This is a genomic window from Campylobacter subantarcticus LMG 24377 (assembly GCF_000816305.1).
GTDB lineage: Bacteria > Campylobacterota > Campylobacteria > Campylobacterales > Campylobacteraceae > Campylobacter_D > Campylobacter_D subantarcticus.
In genome coordinates this window covers 1-25376 of sequence record NZ_CP007773.1, presented here as the reverse complement: position 1 = coordinate 25376, position 25376 = coordinate 1, and the positions used below count along the sequence as shown (strand labels likewise).

Below are 25376 nucleotides of genomic sequence, written 5' to 3'. Positions count from 1 at the left end.
TGCTTCTCCATTTTTATTGACAACCTTCACATTCTATAGTTCTATCAACCACATTATCGTTAAGTTTTTCACTATCAGGACTTTCACTTCTTAAATAATAAGTTGATTTAACACCTAATTCCCAAGCAAGTTGATAAATTTCATTTAAATATCCACCGCTTGCTTTATCTAAAGAAACAAAGATATTTAAAGACTGACCTTGATCAATCCATTTACCACGGATCGCTGCTGCTTTGACTAGAATTTTTTGATCAAGCTCATAAGCAGGGGTATAATACTGCCATGTATTGGCACTTAAATTTGGCACGACAGTTGGTATCATACCACTTAAGTTTTGCTCAAACCATTTTCTTTTATATACAGGCTCAATCGTTTGAGTTGTACCTACTAAAATAGAAATAGAAGAAGTTGGCGCTATAGCCATCAAATAACCATTTCTTATACCATCTCTTTTTAATTTTTCTCTTAGCTTTTCCCAGTCACACTCGCTTTGGTCAAACAAACCATCACTTACAGTTAGTTTTTTTGCGTTTTCATTTGCTACATCAATTGGCACTATACCTTTACTCCAATTTGAACCTTCAAAATCAGGATAAGAACCTTTCTCCAAAGCTAAATTTGAGCTTGCTAAAATTGCCTCATAACTAATCATTTCCATAATACGGTCAATTTTTTCAAAATGTTCATTTGATCCCCAGTAAATTTGAGCTTCAGCTAACATTTGCGCTTCACCCATTACACCAAGACCTATAGCGCGTGATTTTAGGTTGGTATTTTTTACTTTTACATGTGGGTAAAAATTTAGATCTATCACATTATCAAGCATTCTTATTGCTGTTGGCACAACTCTTTGAATATCTTCTTTAGTATTGATTTTACTTAGATTAATGCTTGCTAGATTACAAACAGCAGTTTTGCCTTCGTTTTTATATTTTTCTACTATGTAAACTTTTTTTCCGTTAATGCTATCTAAAGTAGAAACTTTCTTAGCAAGTTTTTTATATCCTCCATCTATCATAAGCTCTTCATTTTCATCTAAATGAAGTTCTGTCTTATTATCAAATACAATTTTGATTTGATAATAATTTGGATCTGTATTTTGGAAAATTTCTGTACATAAATTTGAACTTCTTATGATACCTGCATGCGCATTTGGATTTGCTTTGTTAGCACTGTCTTTAAAGCATAAAAATGGCATACCTGTTTCAAAATACGAAAGTAGAATTTTTTTCCAAAGTTCTTTTGCATCTATGATTTCTTTAGCGATGCTTTCATCTTTTTCAAATTCTTCATATTTTTTTTCAAATTCTTTACCGTATAAATCGCATAAACTTGCAGTATCAGCAGGATCAAAAAGCGTCCATTTGCCATTTGTCCTTACTCTTTTCATAAACAAATCATTAATCCATAAAGCAGGGAAAAGCTCATGCGCCCTTCTTCTTTCTTCACCAGAATTTTTACGCAAATCTAAAAAGTCATTAATATCCATATGCCAAGGTTCAATATAAACTGCAATCGCTCCTTTTCTAGTACCAAGCTGATCTACTGCAACGGCAATATCATTGGTAATTTTTAAAAATGGTATGATCCCACCTGCTGCATTTTTATGCCCATCTATACTTCCACCCATAGCACGTACCTTAGACCAATCCCAGCCTATACCACCACCAAATTTAGATAAAAGTGCCATTTCTTGATAAGAATCAAAAATACCCTCAATATTATCAGGTGTACTTCCTATATAACAAGAACTTAATTGATGTCTTGTGGTTCTTGCATTTGAAAGGGTTGGGGTTGCAAGCATTACTTCAAAAGTTGAGATTAAATCATAAAATTTCTTAGCCCAAGTTTGAGAATCTAGCTCGTTTTGTGCTAAAAACATTGCAATAGCCATAAACATTTGTTGCGGTAATTCTATAGGCATACCCTTAGAATCTTTAATCAAATATCTATCATATAAAGTTTTGATACCAAGATAAGTAAATTGCAAATCACGTTCAGGTTTTATATAGGCATTAAGATCATCTAAATCATATTTTTCTTTTAAGCCGATTAAAATCCTACCTTCTTTTTCGCCCTTTTCAAAATATTCTCTTAGATGTTTATAATCACTATAACCACTTACTTTTTTATATAAATCATACAAAAACAATCTTGCAGCAACAAAGGTCCAATTAGGCCTATCGATGTCTATTTTATCTACTGCTGTTTTTATAAGAGTTTGTTGAATTTCTTCTGTTGTTATACCATCGCGAAATTGAATTTTTGCATCTACTTCAAGTTCGCTTTGACTTACATTTTCTAAATTTGCTACTGCATCTGTAGTATATTTTTTAATCTTTGAAACATCTAATTCTTCAGTTCTTCCATTTCTTTTTAATACTTTCACTCACAACCCCTAATATTATTATTTAAAAGTTCTTGCAAAAATTTTATCTACGTTCTTTGTATAGTAGTTATAATCAAAGCAATTTCTAATATCTGCTTCACTTAAAGATCTTTTCAAATCCTCATCAGCCAACAAAGCTAATAAAAACAAACTTTCGCCCTTTTCATTTAACGCAGGTTTGCCATTTTGCAAATCAGCCCATACTTTCATGGCATTTCTTTGAACAATCTTGTAAGCTTCTTCTCTACTTATACCCTTGAATGGAAGTTCAAGTAAAACTCTTTGAGAGAATACAAGTCCTCCGGTTAAATTTAAATTTTTCATCATATTTTCTGGATATACCAAAAGCTTTTCTATCACACCACACAATCTTGAAAGCATAAAATCTGTTGTGATAAAAGCATCAGGTAATACAAATCTTTCTACACTAGAATGTGATATATCTCTTTCATGCCACAATGCTACATTTTCCAAAGTAGGTGTTACATAAGCTCTTATCATTCTACAAAGACCGGTGATATTTTCACTCAAAACAGGATTTCTTTTGTGAGGCATAGCAGAGCTTCCTTTTTGTCCTTGAGAAAAATACTCTTCAGCTTCATATACTTCTGTTCTTTGAAAATGGCGGATCGCAACGACAATTTGCTCACAACTTGAAGCTAAAATAGCCAAAGCTGAGATAACTTGTGCATAACGATCTCTTTGTATCACTTGGTTTGAAACTGGTGCTGGTTTAAGATCTAAATTTTTGCAAACTTCTTCTTCAAATTCAAGCGGAGCATGTGCAAAATTTCCCATAGCACCACTGATTTTCCCATAGCTGATCACTTCTTTTGCATGAGTAATTAGATCTTTTGCATGCACTAGCGAATCATACCAAATAGCCAAAACTAAACCAAAAGTTATAGGCTCGCCATGAATTCCATGACTTCTTCCTACCATTAAGGTATTTTTATGTTCATATGCTCTTGTTTTAATTGCTGCTAAAACTTGATCTAAATCTTGTAAGATTAGTTCTAAACTATCTTTAATCTGCAAAGCAACCGCAGTATCAATACAATCTGAACTTGTCATCGCATAATGTACAAAACGACTTTCTTCACCCAAACTTTCACTTACGCTAGTTAAAAAAGCGATAACATCGTGCTTGGTAGTTTTTTCTATCTCATCTATTCTTGTTATGTCAAATTTTGCATTTTTTATAATTTTTTCACAATCATCATCTTTAATAAGACCAAGTTTATTCCATGCTTTCACAGCTGCTAATTCTACTTTTAACCATGCATCATATTTTGCTTGCATGTCCCATTTTTTAGCCATGATTTCTCTACTATATCTTTCAACCATTTTCAAGACCTTTTTATATATAATTTTTTATGAAAAAATAGCTTAAATTTTATTATAATTTACCTAAGAAAGTTATTAAATGGCATATATAAAAAAGAAACTATCAAATAATGAAAAAAAGGCATTTAGACTACTTATGGACGAGCTGAAAATTTCCATGCGTGAAGCACAAAAACTCATTGATAAAAAAAGACTATTTTGTAATGGAATTTTAGTAGAAGAAAAAAACAAATTTTTAGATGGTTTAATAGAACTAATCATATATGAAAATAACCCTAAAGGACTAGAAGTAGTTTATGAAAATGATGATTTTGCTATAGTAGAAAAACCAAGTGGAGTACTAACCCATCCTAATGGACGCAACTGTAACTATAGTCTTTGTGATGAAATTTGGCATTTATGGAGTGAAAAAGCTTGTGTGGCGCATAGACTAGATAAAGAAACAAGCGGACTTTTACTCATAGCAAAACATAAAAATGTACAAATTGAGTTAAAAACTATGTTTGAAAAAAGATTAGTGCAAAAAAGCTATCTCGCTCTAGTAAAAGGAAAAACTAAAAAAGAATTTATAGTAGATAAAAGTATGGATTTGGCTAAAAACTACGATGCAGTAAAAACTAGAATGCATATTTGTGAAAATGGTAAAGAAGCCTTAACGCAATTTTACACTTTAGAATATTTTGAAAATTTAGATGCCAGTTTAGTTTTAGCTAAACCTCTAACAGGAAGACAACACCAAATAAGATTACATTTGTTTCATGTGAAACATAAAATTTTAGGTGAACCTTTATATGGTTTAGAAAAAACACAAATAGAGCAAATATTAGATGGAAAAATGAGTGAAGCCGAAAGAATTCAGATCACAGGGGCTAAAAGATTGCTTTTGCATTCTTTTAGCTTAGAATTTACATATAAAAATCAAAAATTTTTGATACAATCTCAAAAAGATATAAAAGATGAGTTTTTAAAGGAAATAATACAATGAAAGAAAATATTCCCATTGGATACTTTTGTCCTCATAATATCGGAGATATAGTTGCTAGTTTAGATATGTTATATGCAATTAAATATATTTACCAAGCAAATATAACAGTTTTTTGCAGAAAAAACACTGAATCCATTTAAAAAAATTTTAATTTTATTGATCATATAGAACTAATTAAAAAAATTGATGAAAATATTATCGATCAAATCAATAAATATTCACTAGATTATTTAATATCATTTCATGCAAAATCTTTTTTAATTAAACTTCTTATAAAAACAAACACAAAAAATATTATTGTAAAAGCAAAATTTGTTAGTGTATTTTCTTTTAAATGCAAAACTATCTTTACAAGTATAACAAAAAGATTTTTTAAAAATAGAAGTGATAGAGATAGAATGTTATATTATGCTAGAAAAATAGATCCTAAAAAATTTGATAAATGCATAAAAAGAATCAATTTTGATACCACTATAAAAACATTAGATGAAAACAAAGATATTGTTAAAAATTATCTTCAAAAAAACAATATTAAAAATTTTATTATTATAAACCCTTTTAGCATTACAGTAGATTTTACACTAAACCTAGTTTCATTTTTTGATCTCATAGTAAAAATTCGATTTTCATATCCAAATATAAATATTATTATTCCAACTTATAATGATATTCATGACACTTTTATAAGAAGTGTTAAACAACATAATATAAATCTTTTATCAGAAATTTATATTTTTAAAAACAATGATGATATTTTAAATTTAGTAGAACTTATATCTCAATCAAAATGTATTATTAGTCTCAGTACAGGTCCAATTCATATCGCAAGTAATATGAAAATTCCTAGTATTGGATTATATCCTAAAAAAGATAGTATGTTTTGGCCAACATATAATAAAGACTATGTTTTTATTGATAAAAAATATAACGAATTATCACACAATGAAATCAATAAAATTATAACAAGTGTAATTGATAAACTAAAAAAATTATATCAACTAATCACATATCTTCATTTTTTAAAACATAAATAATCCCACCTAATCCTATAATCACCACTATACTTATAAAAATAAGTTGAGCTATATCAAGTAAAGTCATTATTTATTTTGCCTTTCTTTAAGTTGTCCACATGCAGCTGAAATATCAAGCCCTTTACTTTCTCTTATTGTACAAGTAACGCCTTTTGCACTTAAGTAATCTTGGAATTTAATCGCATTTTCTATACTTGGTCTTTTATATAAACTTCCTTCATGTGGATTAAAAAGTATTAAATTCACTTTAGCTTTTATACCATTTAGTAGCTTGACTAATTCTTTTGCATGTTCTATTTTATCATTAATTCCATCAATTAAAAGATATTCAAACATCACTCTCTTACGCTGATCTATAGGAAAATTTCTCACTGCTTCCATAACGCTTGCTATATTATAAGCTTTATTAATAGGCATTAATTCACTTCTAAGTTCATCATTAACCGCATGGAGTGAAATAGCCAAAAGCACGCCCAAATTCATTTCTCCAAGTTCTTTGATCTGCTTTGCTAAACCACTTGTGCTTATCGTTTGTCTTCTAGGGCTTATTGCTAAAGCATCATTATCTGCTAAAATTTTAACTGCCTTAGAAACATTTTTGAGATTATCCAAAGGTTCTCCCATGCCCATATAGACTATGTTAACCCTTCTTTCATAAGGAATGTGATTATGTTTTTTTATCCACAGAATTTGTCCTACTATTTCCCCTGCGCTTAAATTTCTTTTTAAACCACCTTTAGCAGTAAGACAAAAACTACACCCACTTTTACAACCCACTTGCGAGGAAACACAGATCGTATATCTAGCGTGTTTAATGATTTTACCATCTTCATCTATAAGTTCATCTTTCATAGGAAGCAATACAGCTTCTATCTTTTTACCATCTAGAAGTTCAAAAAGATATTTAATACTCCCATCTTTACTTTTTTCTTCTTTAGCACATTTTAAAGGTGAAAAATGGAAATTTTCTTGCAAATGATTTCTAAAGTCTTTTGGTAATGATGACATTTGTAAAAAATCATCTGCGTATTTTTTATATACCCATTCAAATATCTGTTTTGCTCTAAATTTAGGTTGAACCAAATTTTCTAATTCTTCTTTGGTAAAATCCAATATGTTCTTTAATTCACTCATTTTTTTCCTATATAAGTTTTTTATCGTATAAAAATTCTTTTAATAATTCTTTTGCTTTTTGATGGTTTTTTAAAAAATCTTCATGTGCAAATTCGTTACAAAAATTTGTTGCACACAAATAACAAATCCCTTCAATTTTATGTATTTTTGCACACGAAAGCACTGCATATGCTTCCATATTTTCAATATGCACGCCTTTTTTAAAAAATTCTCTTGCAATTTTTTCATCTTTACAAATATAATTTGAAGAGTTAATCATAGTTTCATGTGAAACATTTAATCTAATCTCATTTGCTATAGGTGTATAAAAACTATCAAATAAATCTGCGTATTCTAAATTTGCAGCATTAGAACTTTCATAAAGATCTAAAATTTTACCTTCTTGGTAAATTCCACATGTTCCTATAAAGATTATTCTATCTACTTTTTTTTGACTTAGAATTTTTCCTAAAGAAAATGCAGAATGAACCAACCCGATACCAATGCTTTGTGCAAATTTAAAATCTTCATTACCACCTGCACATACTATAAGATTTTCCAAAAATTAACCTTTATAAAAAATAATTCAAATTTTATCTAATTAGGACTTAAAATAATGCTATAATTAATATTTTTTAGATAAAATAAATTTTATGATAAAAGCGAAAAAACATTTTGGACAAAATTTTTTATGTGATAAAAGCGTGGTAGATAAAATCATCCAAGCCATACCCAAAGATGCTAAAAATATAGTTGAGATTGGGCCTGGCTTAGGTGATTTAACGCAAGAACTTTTGAAAATCCCACAAGCTATAATCAGAGCTTATGAGATTGATAAAGATTTGATTCCTATTTTAAATAAAAAATTTCAAAATGAGATTAAAGGTGGAAATTTTGAGCTTATTCATCAAAATGCAAGCGATGCTTTTGATCAAGGAAGTTTAAGCGACAAAGAGTACTTTTTAGTAGCAAATTTACCATATTATATTGCTACAAATTTGATTTTAAAAGCCTTAGAAGATCGAAATTGTCTTGGGCTTATAGTAATGGTGCAAAAAGAAGTAGCACAAAAATTTTGTGCAAATGAAAAAGAAAGTAATTTTTCGGCTTTAGGGGTACTTTGTGCATTAATATGCCAAAGACAAATGCTTTTTGATATACAACCACAAAGCTTTAATCCTCCGCCAAAAGTTACTTCAGCTGTAATGAAACTGATAAAAACAAGTCACTATCAGCATCAATGTGAAAATATAGAAGCTTTTAAAGATTTTCTAAGAGTGTGTTTTCAAAATCCAAGAAAACAACTCATATCTAATTTTAAAAATAAAAAAGAAAAAATTTTAAAAGCATTTGAAGCACTAAATCTCTCTTCTACCTCAAGAGCTCATGAAATTAGCGTTGATTTATACCTTAAAATTTATGAATATTTAAAGGAAGACTATGAGCGAAGAAAACAAAACTCAAGAACAAACTAAACCTAAAAGATTCAATAAGTTTAGAAATAGAAAAAGAAAAGATTCGCAAAACCAAGAACAAAATGCTGAAGTTAAAGTAGAAAATACTCCAGTTGAAGCAAGTGAAGAAAAAAAGAAAAAGAAAAAAAATAGAAATTTACCTTCTAAGCTAAGCGGTAATGAAGAATGGCAAATAGAACTTGCCAAAAGCATAGAAGCTAATAAAATTATGCACGAACTAAGACTTCACCCTTTAAAACACAACAATTCAAGCGAGCATAAAATTCGCATTACCCCATTAGGTGGATTGGGGGAAATTGGTGGAAATATCACTGTATTTGAAACCAATAATGATGCGATTATTGTTGATATAGGTATGAGTTTTCCAGATGGAACTATGCATGGGGTAGATATCATCATACCTGATTTTGATTATGTAAGAAAGATTAAAAATAAAATTCGCGCCATTATCATCACACATGCTCATGAAGATCATATCGGTGCGGTGCCGTATTTTTTCAAAGAATTTCAATTTCCTATCTACGCAACACCTTTAGCACTAGGTATGATTTCAAATAAATTTGAAGAACATGGCTTAAAGGCTGAGCGTAAATGGTTTAGACCTATAACAAAAAGACAAATTTATGAAATAGGTGAATTTAATTTAGAATGGATTCATATAACCCACTCTATCATCGATGCTTGTGCTTTGGCTATTAAAACTAAAGCAGGAACCATCATACACACAGGAGATTTTAAAATAGATCAAACACCAATTGATGGCTACCCAACAGATTTAAGTCGTTTAGCGCATTATGGCGAAGAAGGTGTGCTTTGTCTTTTAAGTGATAGCACAAACTCATATAAAGAAGGTTATACAAAAAGTGAAAGTTCTGTAGGGCCTACTTTTGATCAAATTTTTGCTAAAACCAAAGGCAGGGTGATTATGAGTACCTTTAGCTCTAATATCCACCGTGTATATCAAGCTATTAGCTATGGTTTAAAATATGGTAGAAAAGTATGTGTCATAGGGCGTTCTATGGAAAGAAATCTCTATACAACCATGGAACTTGGCTATATCAAGCTTGATAGAAAAATTTTCATTGATGCAGATGAAGTCAGCAAATACAAAGATAATGAAGTGCTAATTGTCACCACAGGAAGTCAAGGCGAAACTATGAGTGCTTTATATAGAATGGCTACTGATGAGCATAAATTTATCAAAATCAAACCTAGTGATCAAGTTATCATTTCAGCTAAAGCAATACCAGGAAATGAAGCAAATGTTTCTGCTGTGCTTGATTTTCTTTTAAAAGCAGGAGCTAAAGTAGCTTATCAAGAATTTAGTGAAATTCATGTAAGTGGGCATGCTAGCATAGAAGAACAAAAACTCATGTTGACTTTAGTAAAACCTAAATTTTTCTTACCAGTGCATGGAGAATACAATCATATCAACAAACATAAAGAAACTGCACTCAAATGTGGCATACCTGAAAGAAATATCTACTTAATGAGCGATGGAGATCAAGTAGAACTTTGCCAAAAATACATAAAACGTGTAAAAACAGTTAAAACAGGAAAAGTCTTTGTAGATAATCAAATCAACAAACAAATCGCAGATGATGTTGTCATTGATAGACAAAAGTTAGCAGATAGTGGTATAGTTGTCATTATCGCTCAGCTTGATAAAGCAAGTAAAACACTAATCAATAAACCAAGAGTATTTAGCTATGGCTTAGTGGCTGATAAACAAGATGGAGCATTCTCAAAAGAAATGAGTGATGTTTTAAGTCAATTTTTCCCTAATGTAAAAGATGAAATTTTAGACAACCCAAAAATTTTAGAAGCACAAATTAGACAAGTACTAAGAAAGCATATTTTTAGAAAAATCAAAAAATATCCAACCATAGTACCGACCATTTTTGTGATGTAAAGTAAAACTATGAGAATTAATAAATTCATCTCACATAATAGTAAATACTCTCGCCGTGAGGCTGATGAGTTAATCAAGCAAGGCTTAGTAAAAATCAATAAAAAAACAGCCTTGCTCAGTGATAGCGTAAATCCTGAAGATAAAGTTTTTATCAATGGCAAAAAACTCCATAAAAAAACACAATTTTCAGTCATCATTTATCACAAACAAAAAGGTGAAATAGTTAGCAAAAAAGATGATAGAGGTAGAAAAACCATCTATCATACCCTGCCAAAACAATTTAGCACTTGGCTTAGTATTGGTAGACTTGATTTTGCAAGTGAGGGTTTGCTTTTACTAACTGATTCTCCTGTGATAGCAGATGCGCTTATGCATAGTGATTTAGAAAGAGAGTATTATTTAAAAGTAAAAGGCAATATAGATAAAAATGTCATTGAAGCTATGCAAAATGGTTTAGAAATTCAAAATGAAAAAAAAGGAGCTCACACTAAAACCAAAATAACCTCAATGAGTTTTGCTCCATTTTTAGGCTTTGAAATTTTTGGCTCAAGCGGAGGCTATACGAAACTAAAAGTAATCATTAATGAAGGTAAAAATAGAGAATTAAGACGTTTTTTTGGACATTTTGACTTAGAAGTGATGGATCTTAAAAGAGTGGCATTTGGAGCGTTAGATCTTGGTATGTTAAAAGCTGGAAAATATCGCTATTTAGAAAATGGTGAGTATGAAAAACTACGCGATTTTTTAAAGACAAATAATATTAGGTATTAAAATTAATACTTTAAAAATACTTAAATTAATTAAATTTTAATTTTAATCTTGTATAATTAGCAATTTAATTTATATAAAAAAGGAAAATCATGGCAAACCATAAATCTGCTGAAAAAAGAGCAAGACAAACTATAAAAAGAACTGAAAGAAATAGATTTTATAGAACAAGATTAAAAAATATAACAAAAGCAGTTCGCGAAGCAGCAACAAACAATGACAAAGAAGCTGCACAAAATGCACTAAAAGTAGCTAATAAAAGCATTCACGCTATGGTAAGCCGTGGATTTTTGAAAAAACAAACTGCATCACGCCGTGTGAGTAGATTAGCATTATTGGTAAATAAAATAGCTTAATTAATGCTAGCTGATAAACTCAAACCTTTTTTAGCACGCTTTGATGAGTTAAATACTCTTCTTAGCGATGTTAATATCTCTAATGATATTTCTAAAATGACAACTCTATCTAAAGAACAAAAAAATTTAGAACCTATAGTAGAAAAAGCCAAAGAATACCTTAAAACTTTAGATAATATAGAAGAGAATAAACTTCTTTTATCTGATCCTGAGCTAGGGGAACTTGCAAAAGAAGAACTTAAAAATTTAGAAGTTTTAAAACCACAGCTTGAAGAAAAATTAAAAATTCTTTTATTACCTAAAGATCCAAACGATGATAAAAATATCTTTTTAGAAATTCGTGCAGGAACAGGTGGTGATGAAGCTTCTTTGTTCGTTGGAGACTTAGTAAAAGCATATATACGCTATGCTGAAAATCGTGATTATAAATACGAAATCGTAAGCTCAAGTGAAGGTAGTGTAGGGGGATTTAAAGAAATTATCATTCTTATCAAAGGAAATGGAGCTTATTCAAGGCTAAAATACGAAAGTGGCACGCATAGAGTTCAAAGAGTGCCTCAAACAGAATCTCAAGGTAGAGTTCATACTTCAGCTATTACAGTGGCTATTATGCCAGAAGTTGATGATATTGAAATTCAAATCAATCCAAATGATTTAAAAATCGATGTAATGCGTAGTAGTGGCCATGGTGGACAAAGTGTAAATACCACAGATAGTGCTGTAAGAATTACTCATATTCCAACAGGTATAGTTGTAGTAAATCAAGATGGCAAAAGCCAGCATAAAAATAAAGAAAGTGCCATGAAAATCTTAAAAGCAAGACTTTTTGAAATGCAAGAGCAAGAACGCTTAGCTAAAGAAAGTCAGGCAAGAAAATCACAAGTTGGAAGCGGCGATAGAAGCGAGCGCATACGCACTTATAATTTTCCACAAAATAGAATTAGTGATCATAGAATAAATCTTACTTTATATAGGCTTGATGCGATTTTAGAAGGTGGCCTTTTTGATGAAATCATCGAGCCATTAATCGCTTATTATCAAGCAGAGGCTTTAAAACAAGAAAATTTATAATTCTTGTTTTAATTATTACTTGCCAATAAAACTCTATATTGTTCTTTATCTACATTCATCAAAAGAGAAGCAAGTTTAAAAGCTCTAAATTTTTCCATTACAAAAAGATCTTTACTATTTTTTAAAACTATAGCAACTAAATTTTTCATCACTTTATTAAGCCAAATATTTTTATATTTATCATTTGCTGAATGATACCTTCCAATGGCACTCCAACTAAAGCCATATTTTTGTATAATCTCATGAAGTAATCTTGCTGCTGTGTCGATATTTACACTAGATTTCACAATCTCACTCTCACTAATCTCATAGCGTTTTAAATGAATGCTATTAATTTGCATTAAACCATAATCTCTTGTTTGATTTTTGTTTTTACTGGTGATATTGTGCTTATAAGCTGCATTTTCTGTTAAAGCTATGGCTTTGGAGTAAGGCTGTAGGTATATTGTACTTTCTAGCTGCAGTTTTAAAGTCTTTATCGTACTTATAAAAATCTTCAGATATATAAGTATCGCCTATAAAAATTTTGGCATCAAAAGCAAAAGTAAAATTAAAAAACACTAATAATAAAAAATTTTTTAACATTTTACTCCTTTATAATACTTATACTATAGCAAATTTATAAATAAAACTATGAGAATAAGTTAATGAATTATCTAAGAATTTCTTTGATAGTAAGTTGAGGGGTGATTAATCCTCTAAAGTTATTTTTAGAAACACTAGCTATAAGATCAATGCTTTCTCCAAGCTCTGGCTCATATTCAAAATTAAAAAATAAAGCTTCTAAAGTTTTATTTCCCTGAGTTAAAATAAGCTTTATATGGTTTTCATCTTTACCTAACTTTCTTTTATTTTTCACAAAAAGCTTATCAAATTTAAAATAAGGCCTTGGGTTTTTATGTCCAAAAGGTTCAAAAAATTCTAATATCTCTAAAAGCTCAAAATCAACTTCATTTGGGTCAATACTACCTAAAACCTCATCATTATTATAAAAATCATCTTTAGGGATATTTTGGCAAATTTCATAAAGCTTACTTTTAAAAACACCAAATTTTTCAAGCTCTATTAAAACTCCAGCTGCACCTTTATGCCCACCATAGCTTAAAACAAATTCTTTAGCTTGCTCTATAACATTTAAAATATCTATTCTACCCACGCTTCTAACGCTAGCTTTAGCCTTTTGTTTACATTCTGAAAAAACAAAAGCTGGTTTATTAAAATGCTTTGCTAAACGACTTGCAACTATACCTAAAACTCCTTCATGCCAATTTTGGCCATTAACAATAATCACAGGATCATTTTCATCAACTTGTTCTAAACATTGTTTAAAAAGCTCACGCTCTTCATCTTTACGACTATTATTATAAGTAATGATTTGCTCTAAATACCCCATAACTTCATCAATATTTTTAGAATGTAAAAATTTATAAGAAATAATCGCATCATCCATTCTACCTGCACTATTAATCAAAGGTGCGATTAAAAAGCTAATATTATCAAGTTCAAATTTATCCTTACCAAAATACCGCTTAATCGCTTTAAATGCCACTCGTTTTGAATCATTAATACACTCTATGCCTTTTCTAACTAAGACTCTGTTTAAATCTCTAAGTTCCATCATATCTGCAATAATTGCGATAGATAAAAGCTCTATAAATTTACACATATTGTAATTAATCTTACACACTTCTTTTATCGCAGCGACTAAATACCAAGCCACTTGAGCACCACAAATTTCAATATTAGGAAATTCGCAATCTTGTTGTTTAGGATTAATGATCGCATAAGCTTTTGGTAAAATAGCTGGAGGCATATGATGATCGGTAATGATTAAATCAATTCCTTTTTGTAAACAAAGCTCTGCTGCATCAAATGCTGCTATGCCATTATCTACAGTGATGATTAAATCTACCCCATCAAGCTCATTGATGATTTCTTCATTTAGACCATATCCATCTTTAAAGCGATTTGGAATTTTTACCACATAATCAAAACCAATGTCATCAAAAAATTCAGATAAAATCACACAAGAAATCACCCCATCTACATCATAGTCCCCCACAATAGCAAGTTTTTGATTTTTTTCAATCGCTTCTTTAATACGCAAAGCACCTTTATAAATATCTTTTAAACAAGATGGCATAGGTAAATCACATAGCTTTACATGAGTATCATTGACAAAGCGTTGTTGTAAAATTTCTTTTATTTTAGCTTTATTTAACATGATTTGTTAAAGATGCCTTGATAAAAGAAAAAATAGCCGGATTAACTCTAACTAAGCGTGAAGTAAATTCAGGATGAAACTGCACTGCTAAGAAAAATGGATGATCTTTAAGTTCTACAGCTTCAACCAAACCTTCATTTTCCCCACTTATAATAAGCCCTTTTTTCTCAAACATTTCTTTGTATTTTGGGTTAGCTTCATAGCGGTGACGATGACGTTCTTTTACACTTTTTTGATTATCATAAACCTTACTTAAAAGTGTATTTGGCTTAATATGACACTCATAAGCCCCAAGACGCATAGTTCCACCAAGTGGAGTTTTACTTGTTCTAATTTGCTTTTCTCCACTTACATCAATAAATTCATCAATCAAAAAGATAATAGGATTTTTACAGTTTGGATTAAATTCATGAGAATTTGCATCTTCAAGTTTTAAAACATTGCGTGCAAATTCCACTAAAGAAAGCTGCATACCTAAACAAATTCCTAAGAATGGAATTTTATTTTCTCTTGCATATTGTATAGCTTTGATTTTTCCTTCTACTCCACGGTAGCCAAAACCACCTGCTACTAAAATTCCACTTACATCTTTAAAGCTTTCTTCGACATTTGCATTTTCTAATTTTTCACTATCAATCCATTTTAAATTTACTCTCGCATCGAGTGCTGCACCTGCATGGATAATAGCTTCTGTTAAGCTTTTATAACTTTCTTTTAAATCTACATATTTTCCTACAAAAGCAATGCTAAGTTCATTACTTGGAGCGATGACTCTTTTTACCAAAGAATCCCATTCATTCATATTTGGCTTTAAATTTTGAAGATCTAATAAACTCGCAATAGAATTTAAAATATCTTGTTTTAAAAAATTTAGTGGAATTTGATAAATACTAGCTGCGTCCACACTTTCTATAACACAGTTTTTTTCAACTCCGCATGAAATTGCGATTTTATCTTTTAACTCTCTATCTAAAGATTTTTCACTTCTACAAATGATCATATCAGGACTTATACCTATACGGCGTAATTCTCCAACACTATGTTGAGTTGGTTTTGTTTTAAGTTCTCCTGCTGCTTTAATAAATGGCACTAAAGTCAAATGAATATTAATAGCATTGTATTTACTCACTTCAAGCTTTAAAGCTCTAATAGCCTCTAAAAAAGGTAAGCCTTCTATATCTCCTACTGTGCCACCTATTTCAACAATTAAAATATCTTTATCAACTCCAGCCTTTTTAATACGATCTTTTATTTCATCAACTATATGAGGGATTACTTGTATAGTTTTTCCTAAGTAATCTCCTCTTCTTTCTTTTTCTATAACACTTTGATAAACTCTTCCTGTAGTGAAGTTATTATCCTGAGATAAGCTCTCATTTAAAAATCTCTCATAATGTCCTAAGTCTAAATCTGTCTCAGCTCCATCTTCAGTTACAAAAACTTCCCCATGTTCTAAAGGACTCATTGTACCAGGATCGACATTAATATAAGGATCTGCTTTTAAAATACTTACTTTTAAACCTGAATTTTTTAAAATTGTAGCAATAGATGCTGCTGCTATACCTTTTCCTAATGAGCTTAAAACACCACCGGTTACAAAAATATACTTAGTTTGTTTTAATTTCATAAAATAACCTTAATTTATTTTTTTAAAATTATAACGAATAAAAAATTTTATTTTTATAAACATTTGTGTAAAATTCAATTATTTTTGAAGGAAATTTTTGATGAAAATCACATTATTAAACTATACTCCACTTTCTGTATGCTCTCATGCTACAAGAACATGTTGGCAAAGTTTTGATAAAGGCGATTGTGGTGGTGAGAAAGACAAAGAATTAATCGATCGAGTGGGAAATAAATTTAAACATGCTTCAACCTTAGAGCATTTAAACTATACTTTTTATATACAAGGTATTTCAAGAGCGTGCTTACAAGAAGTCGCAAGACACCGCCACACTAGCCCTAGCGTAAAAAGCACAAGATATACTTTAAAAGAGCTAAGAAATGAAAGCGAATTTAAAAAAAATGACTTTAAAAATGCTAAAAGATACTTGGTATTAACCGGAAATGAAGTAGTAGATAATGCAAGTATCAAAGCTTTAGAAAATTTGCGTTTGATTTTACAAAATAGCATTAGTTTAGACATAGCAAAATACTGCTTACCAGAAAGCTATAAAACAGAATTAACTTTAACAATTAATGCTAGAAGTTTACAAAATTTTATCACTCTAAGAAGCTCAAAATCAGCCCTTTGGGAGATAAGAAATTTGGCAAATGCTTTATTTGAAAACTTACCTGAGGAACATCAATTTATTTTTAAACATTGTATTTATCAAGAAGAAAATTCCCAAGATTGATTGGGAATTTTTACTTATAATTTTTTAAGAAATTCAGTTTTTAAAACAATCACACCAAATTTATCTACCTTAGCTTCAATTTCAGTGTCTTTGCTTGTAAGCTTAATATTTTTTATAGTAGTGCCGCGTTTTAAAGTAGTACTTGCACCTTTTACCTTTAAATCTTTAACAACACTTACACTATCACCTGCATTAAGCTCAGTTCCATTTGCATCTTTTGGCATGAATTCTCCTTAAAATTTATAAGTATATCCTAGATATAAACCGTAATTTGTTTGTTTAGGATCATAAAAGTTTGAACCTATAACACTTTGGTAAAAATTTCTTGTATTATAATGAGTTTGCTCGGCTTTAAAACCAAATTCGATTTCATTTGCTTGATTTAACTCATATAAAGCACCTATTTTTGCCCCGTAAGTATAGCCATCAAAGTCTTGAGATAATGATAAAAAACTTGTTTTTAAAGTAATATCCGTTCTTGCATATCCACCATATAATCCTAAAACTGCTCTTGTTTTTTCAAAAATTTTTGGAGTAAAATCATAACCAAATAAAAACTTATGAGTAGTAAATTCTCCATCAATTTTCAATCTTGTGGTATTGATTACATCACTAAATTCACTTGAATAATTATAAGCACCATAAAGTCTATGATTTTCACTCAAGCGATAACCTATTTTTAAACCAAAAACAGGAATATTACCTTCTAAATCACCATTAAATTTTTTATTATTCTTAATATGGTCAAGATCAGATTTTACTTTAGTATGAAACCACCCCGCATCAACACCTAAAAGCAAACCAGAATTTTCATCCGCTAAAGCTAAATTTGAAGCTAAAGCAACACTTGCAAATAAACTAAATAATTTCAATTTCATATTTTCCTCCTTTAAAACAAGGTATAATATATCTTATTATTTTTAATAAAAACTTAATTTTGTGGAACCACTAAATCAGATCTGCATTCAATCACAGTATGCACATTACCACGAGGGTTAAAATCGCCTATTACTTTTATCCATTTTGGATCGAGTTTTTCTTTTAAAGTATTGTAAATTTCATTAATACTTGCTTCATGTGAAACATTTCTATACATAAAGGTATTGATATAAAGTTTGATTGCTTTAAGTTCTACTACTAATTTATTTGGGATATATTCAAGATAAATAGTAGCAAAATCAGGATACCCACTACGCGGACAACAACACATAAATTCAGGTAGAGTGATCTTAATCACATAGTCATTTTTAGTATTATTTGGCCAAACTTCCATATTTTCTACATTAAATTCTTTGATTTCTTTTTCACCATATTTCATATTATATCTCCTAAATTATAAAATAAAATTATACAAAAAATATCAAGCTTTTTACATTTGGTTTTTACAATCTTTTAGATTTTTAAAAAGTAAATTTAATGTTATAAAGATTTAAAATTTTAAAGATAAAATCATAATTTTTATATATTCTTTGAGAAATGTCTTACCACTATGACCTTGTTCTCCAATTAAAAATCATTTTCCAAAAATTATAAATTAATTTTTAATTTATTTTTACCAATTTCTTATAAAAAAGAAGTATCAACAAACAGCATTAATACAAAGTTTTTTAATTTCATCTTCACTTTTATATTTTAAAAGCAATGTTATTTCTTTTAACTAATTCAAACATCATTTTAGGCTCTAATGAGCCTTCAATGTGTAAGTGTAATTCTACTTTTGGGATATTTTGTAAAAAAGTTTTCATTTTGAAAATAAATCCACATTCCAAATTTCAAAAAAATCATTTATAAATTTTGTTGCTCTTTTTTCTACTTCATCTTTAGTCCAAGATTTTTTATCCAATAATTCTTTATTTATTAATAAATCAGCGTTTTTACTAATATAATTTTTAGCTTTTCCATCTCCATTAAGTTTAACCTCCCAATTCATATTTTTTAAAGAAGAATTAAGTTTTCTTTTTAATAAAGTCATATTTCCTATTTGATATATGAATTCTTCAGCTTCTTTTTCATCTTTTATAATTTCATTCCAGTGTTCTTGCCAACTTTGTGGTAATAAATGTTCTAGAGTATAAACATAATTTAACCCTAAAGTATTATCTTTATAATCCTTATTTTGTTCTTGTCTATATAATTCAATCCAAAATAAAATTAAAGTTGCATCTTTATTATCTATATAAGATAACCAATTTTTAATTTCATCTTTATTAAAATATTTTCCATATCTATCATAGATTTCAACTTTAATAATATTTAATATACTATCAATATTTGCTTTTTGAATTTTTTTCATAATTTTAGAAAAAAATTTATTATAATCCTTTGTTTCAGGATTACATAAAATCAACATTTCTAATAAATATAAACATTGTCTATAAATATTTTCTTTTTGACTTAATAAATTTTTTAAAAATAAAATTAAAGGTAAGACAGTATTAGTCTTATAGATATGTATAATATGAAAAAATCTCAGCTCATATTTTTCATATTTTAAAACAGTTGTCTTATTTATATCTGGAAAATTACGATATATTTTTGCATAATCTTTTAATTCTTTTAATAATTCTTTTAAATCATTTTCATTTAAATTTTCGATATGTTTTTTATATAAATTACTTAAATTACTTAAATTATGTACTTCTGTATTAAAAATATCTTTTATTATTGCGAAAGAATATAAAAATATTTCGCTTTTACTCCTTTTAACTCTACCCGTTTCAATTTCTTCATTCCAAAACTCTTGTTCTTTTTCATCTTTATCAAATACATTATCCCAATATTTATCGTAATATTCCGTAGCTTTATTTTCGTTTGTAATTTTTATAATCTTATCAAATAAAGCATTTTTTATAATATCAGTAGAAGATAATCTTTGTCCTGTAGAATTTATAGAATCAAATATTTTTTGTTCATCTTCATCTTCATTTAAGCAAACAATAACCCATAATTTACTTTCTATAATAAATTCTGTAAATTCAGATAAATTAATTCCTTGTTTTAATTTATCAACTTCTTTTTTAAAATAATTAAAACAACCAAAAATTCCATTTTTTTCTTTTGTATCAATATCCTCATCTTTTAAAGCTTTTTCATATTTTTCTTTATCTAGTTTTGAATGATTAATTTTTATTTCTTTTTTATAAAACAAATAAGTTCTTAATTCTAACTCATCTCTTTGATCTTGCTCTAAAAAATCATACAAAACTTTAATTAAAATTGAAAAAGTAGTAAGTCTTTGCTGTCCATCGATAACAATAGAACAATTTTCAACCCCACCTCTTTTTAAAATAATAGAACCTAAAAAATGCTCTTTATCTTCCAAAAAACTATTTTTTAAATCACTTAGTAATTGTTCCCAGTGCTCTTCTTCCCATACATAAGGTCTTTGAAAAAAAGGAACAATTACTTTTCTATTATCTATTTCTCTTATAAAATTAAAATTATTTTCTCTAGCTTCCATATTATTTCTTTATTTAAATAAATCAAACATCCAAATGTTTAACATCTTTAGCATGAGTTTGTATATATTCACGGCGAGGCTCTACATCATCTCCCATAAAGAGATTAAAAGTATCATTTGCACTTTGAGCATCTTCTATAGTAATCTTTAATAAACGACGATTGTTTGGATCCATAGTAGTTTCCCATAATTGATCAGGATTCATCTCACCAAGACCTTTATAACGTTGTATATAAGCACCTTTTTTAGCATTTTTTTCTACATCATCTAAAATTTCTAATACATCTTTATCAAATTTCAAATCTCTATCTTTGATTTTTTGATAAATATAATTTGCTTCTTCATAAAGTGGATGAGTAAATAAATCATCATTGATGATAAGTTCTTCTAAACCATTTTCAGTTTGTACATAAACACGAATTTCATTTTCATTGATATATGAATTTAAGATATTGTGATTTTGTTTTTCTAAAAATTCTTTGATAATATCAAATAATTTTTGGTTATCTAATTTTATAAAATCAGGATTTTCTATCAAATATCTAATCACTGAAATAACATTAAATCTTTTTTCTAATTCTTTTAAAACACTTCTATAAGCTGCAACGATTTTTAGAAAATCTTTTAAATCATTCAAGCCTATACCCTCATAAGTAGAACTCTCTATACCTGTTTCAATCAAATAATCATTTAAAGCTTTTTCATCTTTTAGATAAATTTCTTTTTTCTGACCTTTTTTATAACGATATAAAGGTGGTTGAGCTAAATAAATATGTCCATTTGTTACAAGATCATTCATAAAACGGAAGAAAAATGTCAAAAGTAAAGTTTGTATATGAGATCCATCTACATCAGCATCTGTCATAATGATGATTTTATGATATCTTAGTTTTTCTATATCAAACTCATCACCGATCCCACAACCAAAGGCTGTGATCATATTTTGAATTTGTTCACTTTTTAAAATTTTATCTAGTCTTGCTTTTTCAACATTAAGTATTTTACCTCTTAAAGGTAAAATCGCTTGGAAAGTTCTTTCTCTACCTTGTTTTGCAGAACCTCCCGCACTATCACCCTCAACTAAATAAATTTCGCTTTCACTTGGGTCTTTACTTTGACAATCAGCTAATTTTCCTGGTAAAGTCCCTACACTTGAACTTTCTTTTTTACGGGTTAATTCTCTAGCTTTTTTAGCTGCTTCTCTACCACGAGCAGCCATTAAAGCTTTATTCATAATAGCTTTTGCTTCGATAGGATTTTCTTCAAAATATTTTGTCAAATATTCAAAAGAAGCTTTAGAAACTATAGGTCTAACATAACTTGAACCTAATTTTCCTTTAGTTTGCCCTTCAAACTGTGGTTCAGGTACTTTAACGCTTACTACTGCTATCAAACCTTCTCTTACATCATCTCCTGTGATTTTAGAATCTTTTTCTCTAGCACTAGCATTAGCTTCAATATAGTTACTAATAACACGAGTTAAACCCATTCTAAAACCAGCTTCGTGCGTTCCACCATCTGGAGTTTTGATGTTATTCACAAAAGAAAGTAAATTTTCACTATAACTATCATTATAAAGTAATGCTACTTCTACATTTACATCTTCTTCATCCACATTGAAAAATATTGCCTTAGTTAAAGCTTGTTTTTTATTTAAATCTGTAACAAACTGACTTATACCACCTTCAAAATGAAAACTTTCTGCTTTTCCTACGCGGTTATCTTTAAAATTAATAGTAATTTTTGGATTTAAATACGCAAGTTCACGAAATCTTTTTGCTAAAATTTCATAATCAAAATCAGTCACTTCAAAAATTTGATCATCAGGCCAAAATTCTATAATCGTACTTGTTTTTTTACTTTTGCCTATAGTTTCAAAATCACTTGTAACTTTACCTTCTGAAAATTCTTGTCGATAAATTTCTCCATCTCTATGCACTGTAGCAACTAATTTTTTTGATAAAGCATTTACAACGCTCACACCAACCCCGTGCAAACCACCTGAAACTTTATAAGTATCTTTATCAAATTTTCCACCTGCATGAAGCACAGTTAAAACTACAGTTAAAGTAGGGATATTTTCAGTAGGGTGAATTCCCACAGGAATACCACGACCATTATCACTTACTATACAAGAACCTTCAGTAGTGATTTCTACATTAATCATATCACAAAATCCAGCCATAGCTTCATCGATAGAATTATCCACTACTTCATAGATCATATGATGAAGACCGCCTATATTGGTATCACCTATGTACATACCAGGGCGTTTTCTAACAGCTTCTAAGCCTTTTAAAACTTTAATATTTCCTGCGCCATAATTTTGATTTTCTTGCATTTATTTTCCTTATAAAATAACTGGCATAATCACAGTTTGTAATTCATCACTTGAAACTAAAAATGCCATATGAGGCTCATTTATACTAAGTTTAAATGTTTCACTTTCGATAGAATTTAAAAAATCAGTGATGAATTTGTTTTTAATGCAAAGATTAAATTCTTCATCTATATTAAGTTCCATTTCAAGTTCAGTTTTTGCTTCCATATTATCTAAACTAATACCTTCAAATACAAGTTTATCTTTATGGAAATTAAGTTTCATTTTTTCAGTAATTACATTGATTTTTTTCAATGCGTCCATAAAATCTTCTGTTTTAAAAACAAATTCTTTTGAGATGTTTTTTGGAATTACTCTTTCATAATCAGGAAATTTATCATTGATAAGTTTTGTGAAAAATTCAAAATTATCATTTTTTGCAATCAATATATTTTCATCATAATAAATTTCAATTTTTTCAAAAAAGATTTTTTGCATTTCTAAAATAGCTTTTTTAGGAATACAAAGGTTAAATTCTTTTTCATTTGTTTTATTTAGTGTAAAGATAGCAAGACGTTTTGTATCTGTACCTACAAAGCTAATATGAGTAGTTTTTATATCAAGTAATGCACCATTTAAAGAATACTTTGGATTATTAGTATCAACTGCAGGTAGGATTTTTTTCAAAGATCTACTTAAATCACTTGAATCAATGTCAAATTTATCTTTTTCTTCAGTGCTTGGGAAATTTGGAAAATCATCATAGTTAAACATAGGAAGTTTGTATTTAGTTCCTTTTTGTCTAATGAAAAGGAAATTTTCTATGGTTTCTAAAACTACATCTTCATTATTTAAACTTTTAATGATATCTAAGATACTTTTAGCATTAGCAGTTGCAAAACCAGCGCTTTCTACTTTGATTTTTTTGATTTTATAATTAATCCCTATTTCATAATCACTTGCTCTGATGATTAATTTATCTTCAACTACTTCAAAAAGTAAGTGAGAAGCAATATTGCTTGAGTCTTTTTTATCTACATAAGAGTTAGTTAAAACTATAGCGGATTCTAAAGTATTTTTGTTAATGCTAATTTTCATTTTTACTTCCTTTGTTTTTTAAATTTATTTTATCATAATAATAAGCAATGTGAAAATGTGAAATGCTTTTTAAAAGCCTTTTTTTATAGAAATTTTACTCATAGAATAAAATTTTTTATTTTTCACTTTTATTCACATGGCACTTTTTATTTTTGTCAAAATTTTATTTCTTAGTTCATCTACTATGGCTTTTAGATTTTCATTTTCACTCATTAGCTCTTGAATTTTTTTAATATTATGTGAAATGGCCGTATGATCTTTCATGTTAAAAAATCTTGCTAGTTGAGGCATAGACATAGTTGTAAGCTCTCTTGCCAAAAATATCACAACCCTTCTTGCCATAACGATATTTTGTGTTTTTTTGTTTGATTTTATATCATTTGGCTTGAGATTATAGCTTTTTGAAACATCAGTAAGTATATCTTCAACACTGATGTTTTCTTTTGTTTCTTTGATATGATCTTTCATAAAGCTTTTGACAATTTCTAAAGTGATTTCTTGGTTAAAAAGTCTTGCTTGAGCATTTAAGTTAGTGATCATACCTTCGATTTCTCGGATATTATCTCCCATTGAAGTAGCGATATAGCTTATGACTTCAGGTTTAAGATAAATAGCATTGAATTCACATTTTTTCTTAATAATTGCGATTTTTGTATCAAGCTGTGGAGGTGTGATATCTGCGATGATCCCATTTGCAAAACGACTTTTTAAGCGTTCTGTTATGCCTTTTAGCATATTTGGGGGATTATCACTTGTCATGATGATTTGCCCAAATTTTTCTTTGATCTCATTAAAAGTAAAGAAAAATTCCTCTTGAATTTTATCTGTTTTACCTAAAAACTGTACATCATCGATGAGTAAAACATCACAATTTTTGTATTTTTCGTGGAATTTACTCATGGTTTTGTTATTTAAATGCATGGTAAAATCATTGATAAAATTATCACTTGTTGCATAAATTACTTTATATCCATTGTCTAAGCATATATTTCCAACTGCTTGAAGCAAGTGAGTTTTTCCAAGCCCTGTAGGACCATAGATAAAAATAGGATTGTATAATTTTCCGAGTTTGCTTTTATCGGTTATGGCTTTGCAAGTTGCATAGGCAAATTGATTAGAATCTCCCACAACAAAACTTTCAAAAGTAAAAGAAGGATTTAAAATAGTACTTTGGAATTTAATCTGTGAAATATCCATAGAAAAATGATGATTTTTTTCTATTTTTTGATCGCTTGTTGTGATTTTAATCTGAGGATTAATACCTGTTTTTACTTCATAAAAATAAGCCAATTTTTGTGCATATTTTGTTTGTATAAATTTAGCCAAAAAATGATTTGGTGCGATAAATACTAAGATATTATTTTTACTTAATTTTTCACTAAATTGCAAGTGAGAAATGTAAGTATTGTATTCGTTGTTGCTAATTTCTGTTTTAAATTCAAGTAAAAAATCTTTTATATTCAT

General features: G+C 28.8%; 25 protein-coding genes. 9 read left to right on the top strand and 16 right to left on the bottom strand.

Annotated features, from left to right (window positions below):
* Nucleotides 1-13 precede the first annotated feature (13 nt).
* Nucleotides 14-2389, bottom strand: a complete 2376-nt coding sequence (locus CSUB8523_RS00115; protein WP_043019262.1) for an aerobic ribonucleoside-diphosphate reductase Ia, B1 protein subunit NrdA — start codon at nucleotides 2387-2389, stop codon at nucleotides 14-16.
* Nucleotides 2390-2407: 18 nt separating this feature from the next.
* Nucleotides 2408-3736, bottom strand: coding sequence for an adenylosuccinate lyase (gene purB, locus CSUB8523_RS00110; protein WP_043019261.1), 1329 nt, complete (start codon nucleotides 3734-3736; stop codon nucleotides 2408-2410).
* A 79-nt stretch (nucleotides 3737-3815) separates the two neighbouring features.
* Between purB and CSUB8523_RS00105 the strand changes: the two genes are divergently transcribed.
* The 3 genes from CSUB8523_RS00105 (at nucleotide 3816) to CSUB8523_RS00100 (ending at nucleotide 5755) form a co-directional block, all read left to right on the top strand.
* A complete protein-coding gene (locus CSUB8523_RS00105; protein WP_043019260.1) occupies nucleotides 3816-4721 on the top strand; it encodes an RluA family pseudouridine synthase in 906 nt (301 codons plus the stop codon).
* On the top strand, nucleotides 4718-4861 hold the full coding sequence (locus tag CSUB8523_RS10015; protein WP_158336959.1) for a hypothetical protein: 144 nt from the start codon (nucleotides 4718-4720) through the stop codon (nucleotides 4859-4861). The genes CSUB8523_RS00105 and CSUB8523_RS10015 overlap by 4 nt, the downstream gene beginning before the upstream one ends.
* 258 nt (nucleotides 4862-5119) lie before the next feature.
* Nucleotides 5120-5755, top strand: a complete 636-nt coding sequence (locus tag CSUB8523_RS00100) for a glycosyltransferase family 9 protein (protein WP_043019259.1) — start codon at nucleotides 5120-5122, stop codon at nucleotides 5753-5755.
* Here the strand turns inward: CSUB8523_RS00100 and CSUB8523_RS10360 are convergent.
* Genes CSUB8523_RS10360 through CSUB8523_RS00090 form a run of 3 tightly spaced genes read right to left on the bottom strand, consistent with a single transcriptional unit; the run spans nucleotide 5724 to nucleotide 7430 of the window.
* The gene (locus CSUB8523_RS10360; RefSeq protein WP_235362563.1) at nucleotides 5724-5822 is read right to left on the bottom strand and encodes a hypothetical protein; all 99 of its coding nucleotides are present in this window, start codon (nucleotides 5820-5822) and stop codon (nucleotides 5724-5726) included. The two genes, CSUB8523_RS00100 and CSUB8523_RS10360, sit on opposite strands and share 32 nt — an antisense overlap.
* On the bottom strand, nucleotides 5822-6889 hold the full coding sequence (rlmN, locus tag CSUB8523_RS00095; RefSeq protein WP_043019258.1) for a dual-specificity RNA methyltransferase RlmN: 1068 nt from the start codon (nucleotides 6887-6889) through the stop codon (nucleotides 5822-5824). Before rlmN ends, CSUB8523_RS10360 begins: the two co-directional genes overlap by 1 nt.
* A gap of 7 nt (nucleotides 6890-6896) precedes the next feature.
* Entirely contained in the window at nucleotides 6897-7430 is a 534-nt protein-coding gene (locus CSUB8523_RS00090; RefSeq protein ID WP_043019257.1) for a nucleoside phosphorylase-I family protein, read from the bottom strand.
* 91 nt (nucleotides 7431-7521) lie between these two features.
* Here CSUB8523_RS00090 and rsmA point away from each other — a divergent pair, with 91 nt between their 5' ends.
* The 5 genes from rsmA (at nucleotide 7522) to prfA (ending at nucleotide 12450) form a co-directional block, all read left to right on the top strand.
* Nucleotides 7522-8343, top strand: coding sequence for a 16S rRNA (adenine(1518)-N(6)/adenine(1519)-N(6))-dimethyltransferase RsmA (gene rsmA / locus CSUB8523_RS00085; protein ID WP_039662280.1), 822 nt, complete (start codon nucleotides 7522-7524; stop codon nucleotides 8341-8343).
* Complete coding sequence (locus CSUB8523_RS00080; protein ID WP_043019256.1) at nucleotides 8309-10255, top strand: ribonuclease J; 1947 nt, start codon at nucleotides 8309-8311, stop codon at nucleotides 10253-10255. Before rsmA ends, CSUB8523_RS00080 begins: the two co-directional genes overlap by 35 nt.
* A 9-nt stretch (nucleotides 10256-10264) precedes the next feature.
* The gene (locus tag CSUB8523_RS00075) at nucleotides 10265-11026 is read left to right on the top strand and encodes a pseudouridine synthase (RefSeq protein ID WP_039662278.1); all 762 of its coding nucleotides are present in this window, start codon (nucleotides 10265-10267) and stop codon (nucleotides 11024-11026) included.
* Between the two features lie 89 nt (nucleotides 11027-11115).
* Complete coding sequence (gene rpsT, locus CSUB8523_RS00070; RefSeq protein ID WP_039662277.1) at nucleotides 11116-11379, top strand: 30S ribosomal protein S20; 264 nt, start codon at nucleotides 11116-11118, stop codon at nucleotides 11377-11379.
* Nucleotides 11380-11382: 3 nt separating this feature from the next.
* A complete protein-coding gene (prfA, locus tag CSUB8523_RS00065; protein ID WP_039662272.1) occupies nucleotides 11383-12450 on the top strand; it encodes a peptide chain release factor 1 in 1068 nt (355 codons plus the stop codon).
* Between the two features lie 8 nt (nucleotides 12451-12458).
* Here the strand turns inward: prfA and CSUB8523_RS09470 are convergent, their stop codons facing one another.
* From CSUB8523_RS09470 to CSUB8523_RS00045, 4 genes are all read right to left on the bottom strand, one after another.
* Nucleotides 12459-12833 carry a lytic transglycosylase domain-containing protein gene (locus CSUB8523_RS09470; protein ID WP_235362582.1) on the bottom strand — a complete coding sequence of 125 codons (375 nt, stop codon included), beginning with the start codon at nucleotides 12831-12833 and terminating at the stop codon, nucleotides 12459-12461.
* Between the two features lie 7 nt (nucleotides 12834-12840).
* A complete protein-coding gene (locus tag CSUB8523_RS10355) occupies nucleotides 12841-13035 on the bottom strand; it encodes a hypothetical protein (protein WP_043019255.1) in 195 nt (64 codons plus the stop codon).
* 67 nt (nucleotides 13036-13102) lie between these two features.
* Entirely contained in the window at nucleotides 13103-14674 is a 1572-nt protein-coding gene (recJ, locus tag CSUB8523_RS00050) for a single-stranded-DNA-specific exonuclease RecJ (protein ID WP_043019254.1), read from the bottom strand.
* Complete coding sequence (locus tag CSUB8523_RS00045) at nucleotides 14664-16301, bottom strand: CTP synthase (RefSeq protein WP_043019253.1); 1638 nt, start codon at nucleotides 16299-16301, stop codon at nucleotides 14664-14666. The genes recJ and CSUB8523_RS00045 overlap by 11 nt, the downstream gene beginning before the upstream one ends.
* A 100-nt stretch (nucleotides 16302-16401) precedes the next feature.
* On the opposite strand from CSUB8523_RS00045, the gene thyX reads away from it, so the two are divergent.
* Complete coding sequence (gene thyX, locus CSUB8523_RS00040) at nucleotides 16402-17034, top strand: FAD-dependent thymidylate synthase (protein ID WP_043019252.1); 633 nt, start codon at nucleotides 16402-16404, stop codon at nucleotides 17032-17034.
* 14 nt (nucleotides 17035-17048) lie between these two features.
* Here thyX and CSUB8523_RS00035 read toward each other — a convergent pair whose 3' ends face one another.
* From CSUB8523_RS00035 to dnaA, 7 genes are all read right to left on the bottom strand, one after another.
* Complete coding sequence (locus tag CSUB8523_RS00035; RefSeq protein ID WP_039662260.1) at nucleotides 17049-17258, bottom strand: alkylphosphonate utilization protein; 210 nt, start codon at nucleotides 17256-17258, stop codon at nucleotides 17049-17051.
* A 9-nt stretch (nucleotides 17259-17267) separates the two neighbouring features.
* Entirely contained in the window at nucleotides 17268-17912 is a 645-nt protein-coding gene (locus tag CSUB8523_RS00030) for an outer membrane beta-barrel protein (protein ID WP_039662259.1), read from the bottom strand.
* A 53-nt stretch (nucleotides 17913-17965) separates the two neighbouring features.
* Complete coding sequence (gene queF / locus CSUB8523_RS00025) at nucleotides 17966-18352, bottom strand: preQ(1) synthase (RefSeq protein ID WP_043019251.1); 387 nt, start codon at nucleotides 18350-18352, stop codon at nucleotides 17966-17968.
* Nucleotides 18353-18775: 423 nt separating this feature from the next.
* Entirely contained in the window at nucleotides 18776-20494 is a 1719-nt protein-coding gene (locus tag CSUB8523_RS00020) for a DUF262 domain-containing protein (RefSeq protein WP_043019250.1), read from the bottom strand.
* 22 nt (nucleotides 20495-20516) lie between these two features.
* Nucleotides 20517-22835, bottom strand: coding sequence for a DNA topoisomerase (ATP-hydrolyzing) subunit B (gyrB, locus tag CSUB8523_RS00015; protein ID WP_043019249.1), 2319 nt, complete (start codon nucleotides 22833-22835; stop codon nucleotides 20517-20519).
* Nucleotides 22836-22844: 9 nt separating this feature from the next.
* Nucleotides 22845-23912, bottom strand: coding sequence for a DNA polymerase III subunit beta (gene dnaN, locus CSUB8523_RS00010; protein ID WP_043019248.1), 1068 nt, complete (start codon nucleotides 23910-23912; stop codon nucleotides 22845-22847).
* A gap of 132 nt (nucleotides 23913-24044) precedes the next feature.
* The gene (gene dnaA / locus CSUB8523_RS00005) at nucleotides 24045-25376 is read right to left on the bottom strand and encodes a chromosomal replication initiator protein DnaA (RefSeq protein WP_039662253.1); all 1332 of its coding nucleotides are present in this window, start codon (nucleotides 25374-25376) and stop codon (nucleotides 24045-24047) included.

Bases quoted from the DNA above. Each gene is read 5' to 3' on its own strand.
- dnaN (WP_043019248.1), bottom strand. From the start codon at position 23,912: ATGAAAATTAGCATTAACAAAAATACTTTAGAATCCGCTATAGTTTTA.
- CSUB8523_RS00020 (WP_043019250.1), bottom strand. From the start codon at position 20,494: ATGGAAGCTAGAGAAAATAATTTTAATTTTATAAGAGAAATAGATAAT.
- queF (WP_043019251.1), bottom strand. From the start codon at position 18,352: ATGAAATATGGTGAAAAAGAAATCAAAGAATTTAATGTAGAAAATATG.
- CSUB8523_RS00105 (WP_043019260.1), top strand. From the start codon at position 3,816: ATGGCATATATAAAAAAGAAACTATCAAATAATGAAAAAAAGGCATTT.
- rpsT (WP_039662277.1), top strand. From the start codon at position 11,116: ATGGCAAACCATAAATCTGCTGAAAAAAGAGCAAGACAAACTATAAAA.
- CSUB8523_RS00030 (WP_039662259.1), bottom strand. From the start codon at position 17,912: ATGAAATTGAAATTATTTAGTTTATTTGCAAGTGTTGCTTTAGCTTCA.
- gyrB (WP_043019249.1), bottom strand. From the start codon at position 22,835: ATGCAAGAAAATCAAAATTATGGCGCAGGAAATATTAAAGTTTTAAAA.
- CSUB8523_RS00080 (WP_043019256.1), top strand. From the start codon at position 8,309: ATGAGCGAAGAAAACAAAACTCAAGAACAAACTAAACCTAAAAGATTC.
- CSUB8523_RS10355 (WP_043019255.1), bottom strand. From the start codon at position 13,035: ATGTTAAAAAATTTTTTATTATTAGTGTTTTTTAATTTTACTTTTGCT.
- CSUB8523_RS00035 (WP_039662260.1), bottom strand. From the start codon at position 17,258: ATGCCAAAAGATGCAAATGGAACTGAGCTTAATGCAGGTGATAGTGTA.
- recJ (WP_043019254.1), bottom strand. From the start codon at position 14,674: ATGTTAAATAAAGCTAAAATAAAAGAAATTTTACAACAACGCTTTGTC.
- CSUB8523_RS10360 (WP_235362563.1), bottom strand. From the start codon at position 5,822: ATGACTTTACTTGATATAGCTCAACTTATTTTTATAAGTATAGTGGTG.
- CSUB8523_RS10015 (WP_158336959.1), top strand. From the start codon at position 4,718: ATGAAAGAAAATATTCCCATTGGATACTTTTGTCCTCATAATATCGGA.
- prfA (WP_039662272.1), top strand. From the start codon at position 11,383: ATGCTAGCTGATAAACTCAAACCTTTTTTAGCACGCTTTGATGAGTTA.
- CSUB8523_RS00100 (WP_043019259.1), top strand. From the start codon at position 5,120: ATGTTATATTATGCTAGAAAAATAGATCCTAAAAAATTTGATAAATGC.
- rsmA (WP_039662280.1), top strand. From the start codon at position 7,522: ATGATAAAAGCGAAAAAACATTTTGGACAAAATTTTTTATGTGATAAA.
- purB (WP_043019261.1), bottom strand. From the start codon at position 3,736: ATGGTTGAAAGATATAGTAGAGAAATCATGGCTAAAAAATGGGACATG.
- rlmN (WP_043019258.1), bottom strand. From the start codon at position 6,889: ATGAGTGAATTAAAGAACATATTGGATTTTACCAAAGAAGAATTAGAA.
- thyX (WP_043019252.1), top strand. From the start codon at position 16,402: ATGAAAATCACATTATTAAACTATACTCCACTTTCTGTATGCTCTCAT.
- dnaA (WP_039662253.1), bottom strand. From the start codon at position 25,376: ATGAATATAAAAGATTTTTTACTTGAATTTAAAACAGAAATTAGCAAC.
- CSUB8523_RS00045 (WP_043019253.1), bottom strand. From the start codon at position 16,301: ATGAAATTAAAACAAACTAAGTATATTTTTGTAACCGGTGGTGTTTTA.
- CSUB8523_RS00075 (WP_039662278.1), top strand. From the start codon at position 10,265: ATGAGAATTAATAAATTCATCTCACATAATAGTAAATACTCTCGCCGT.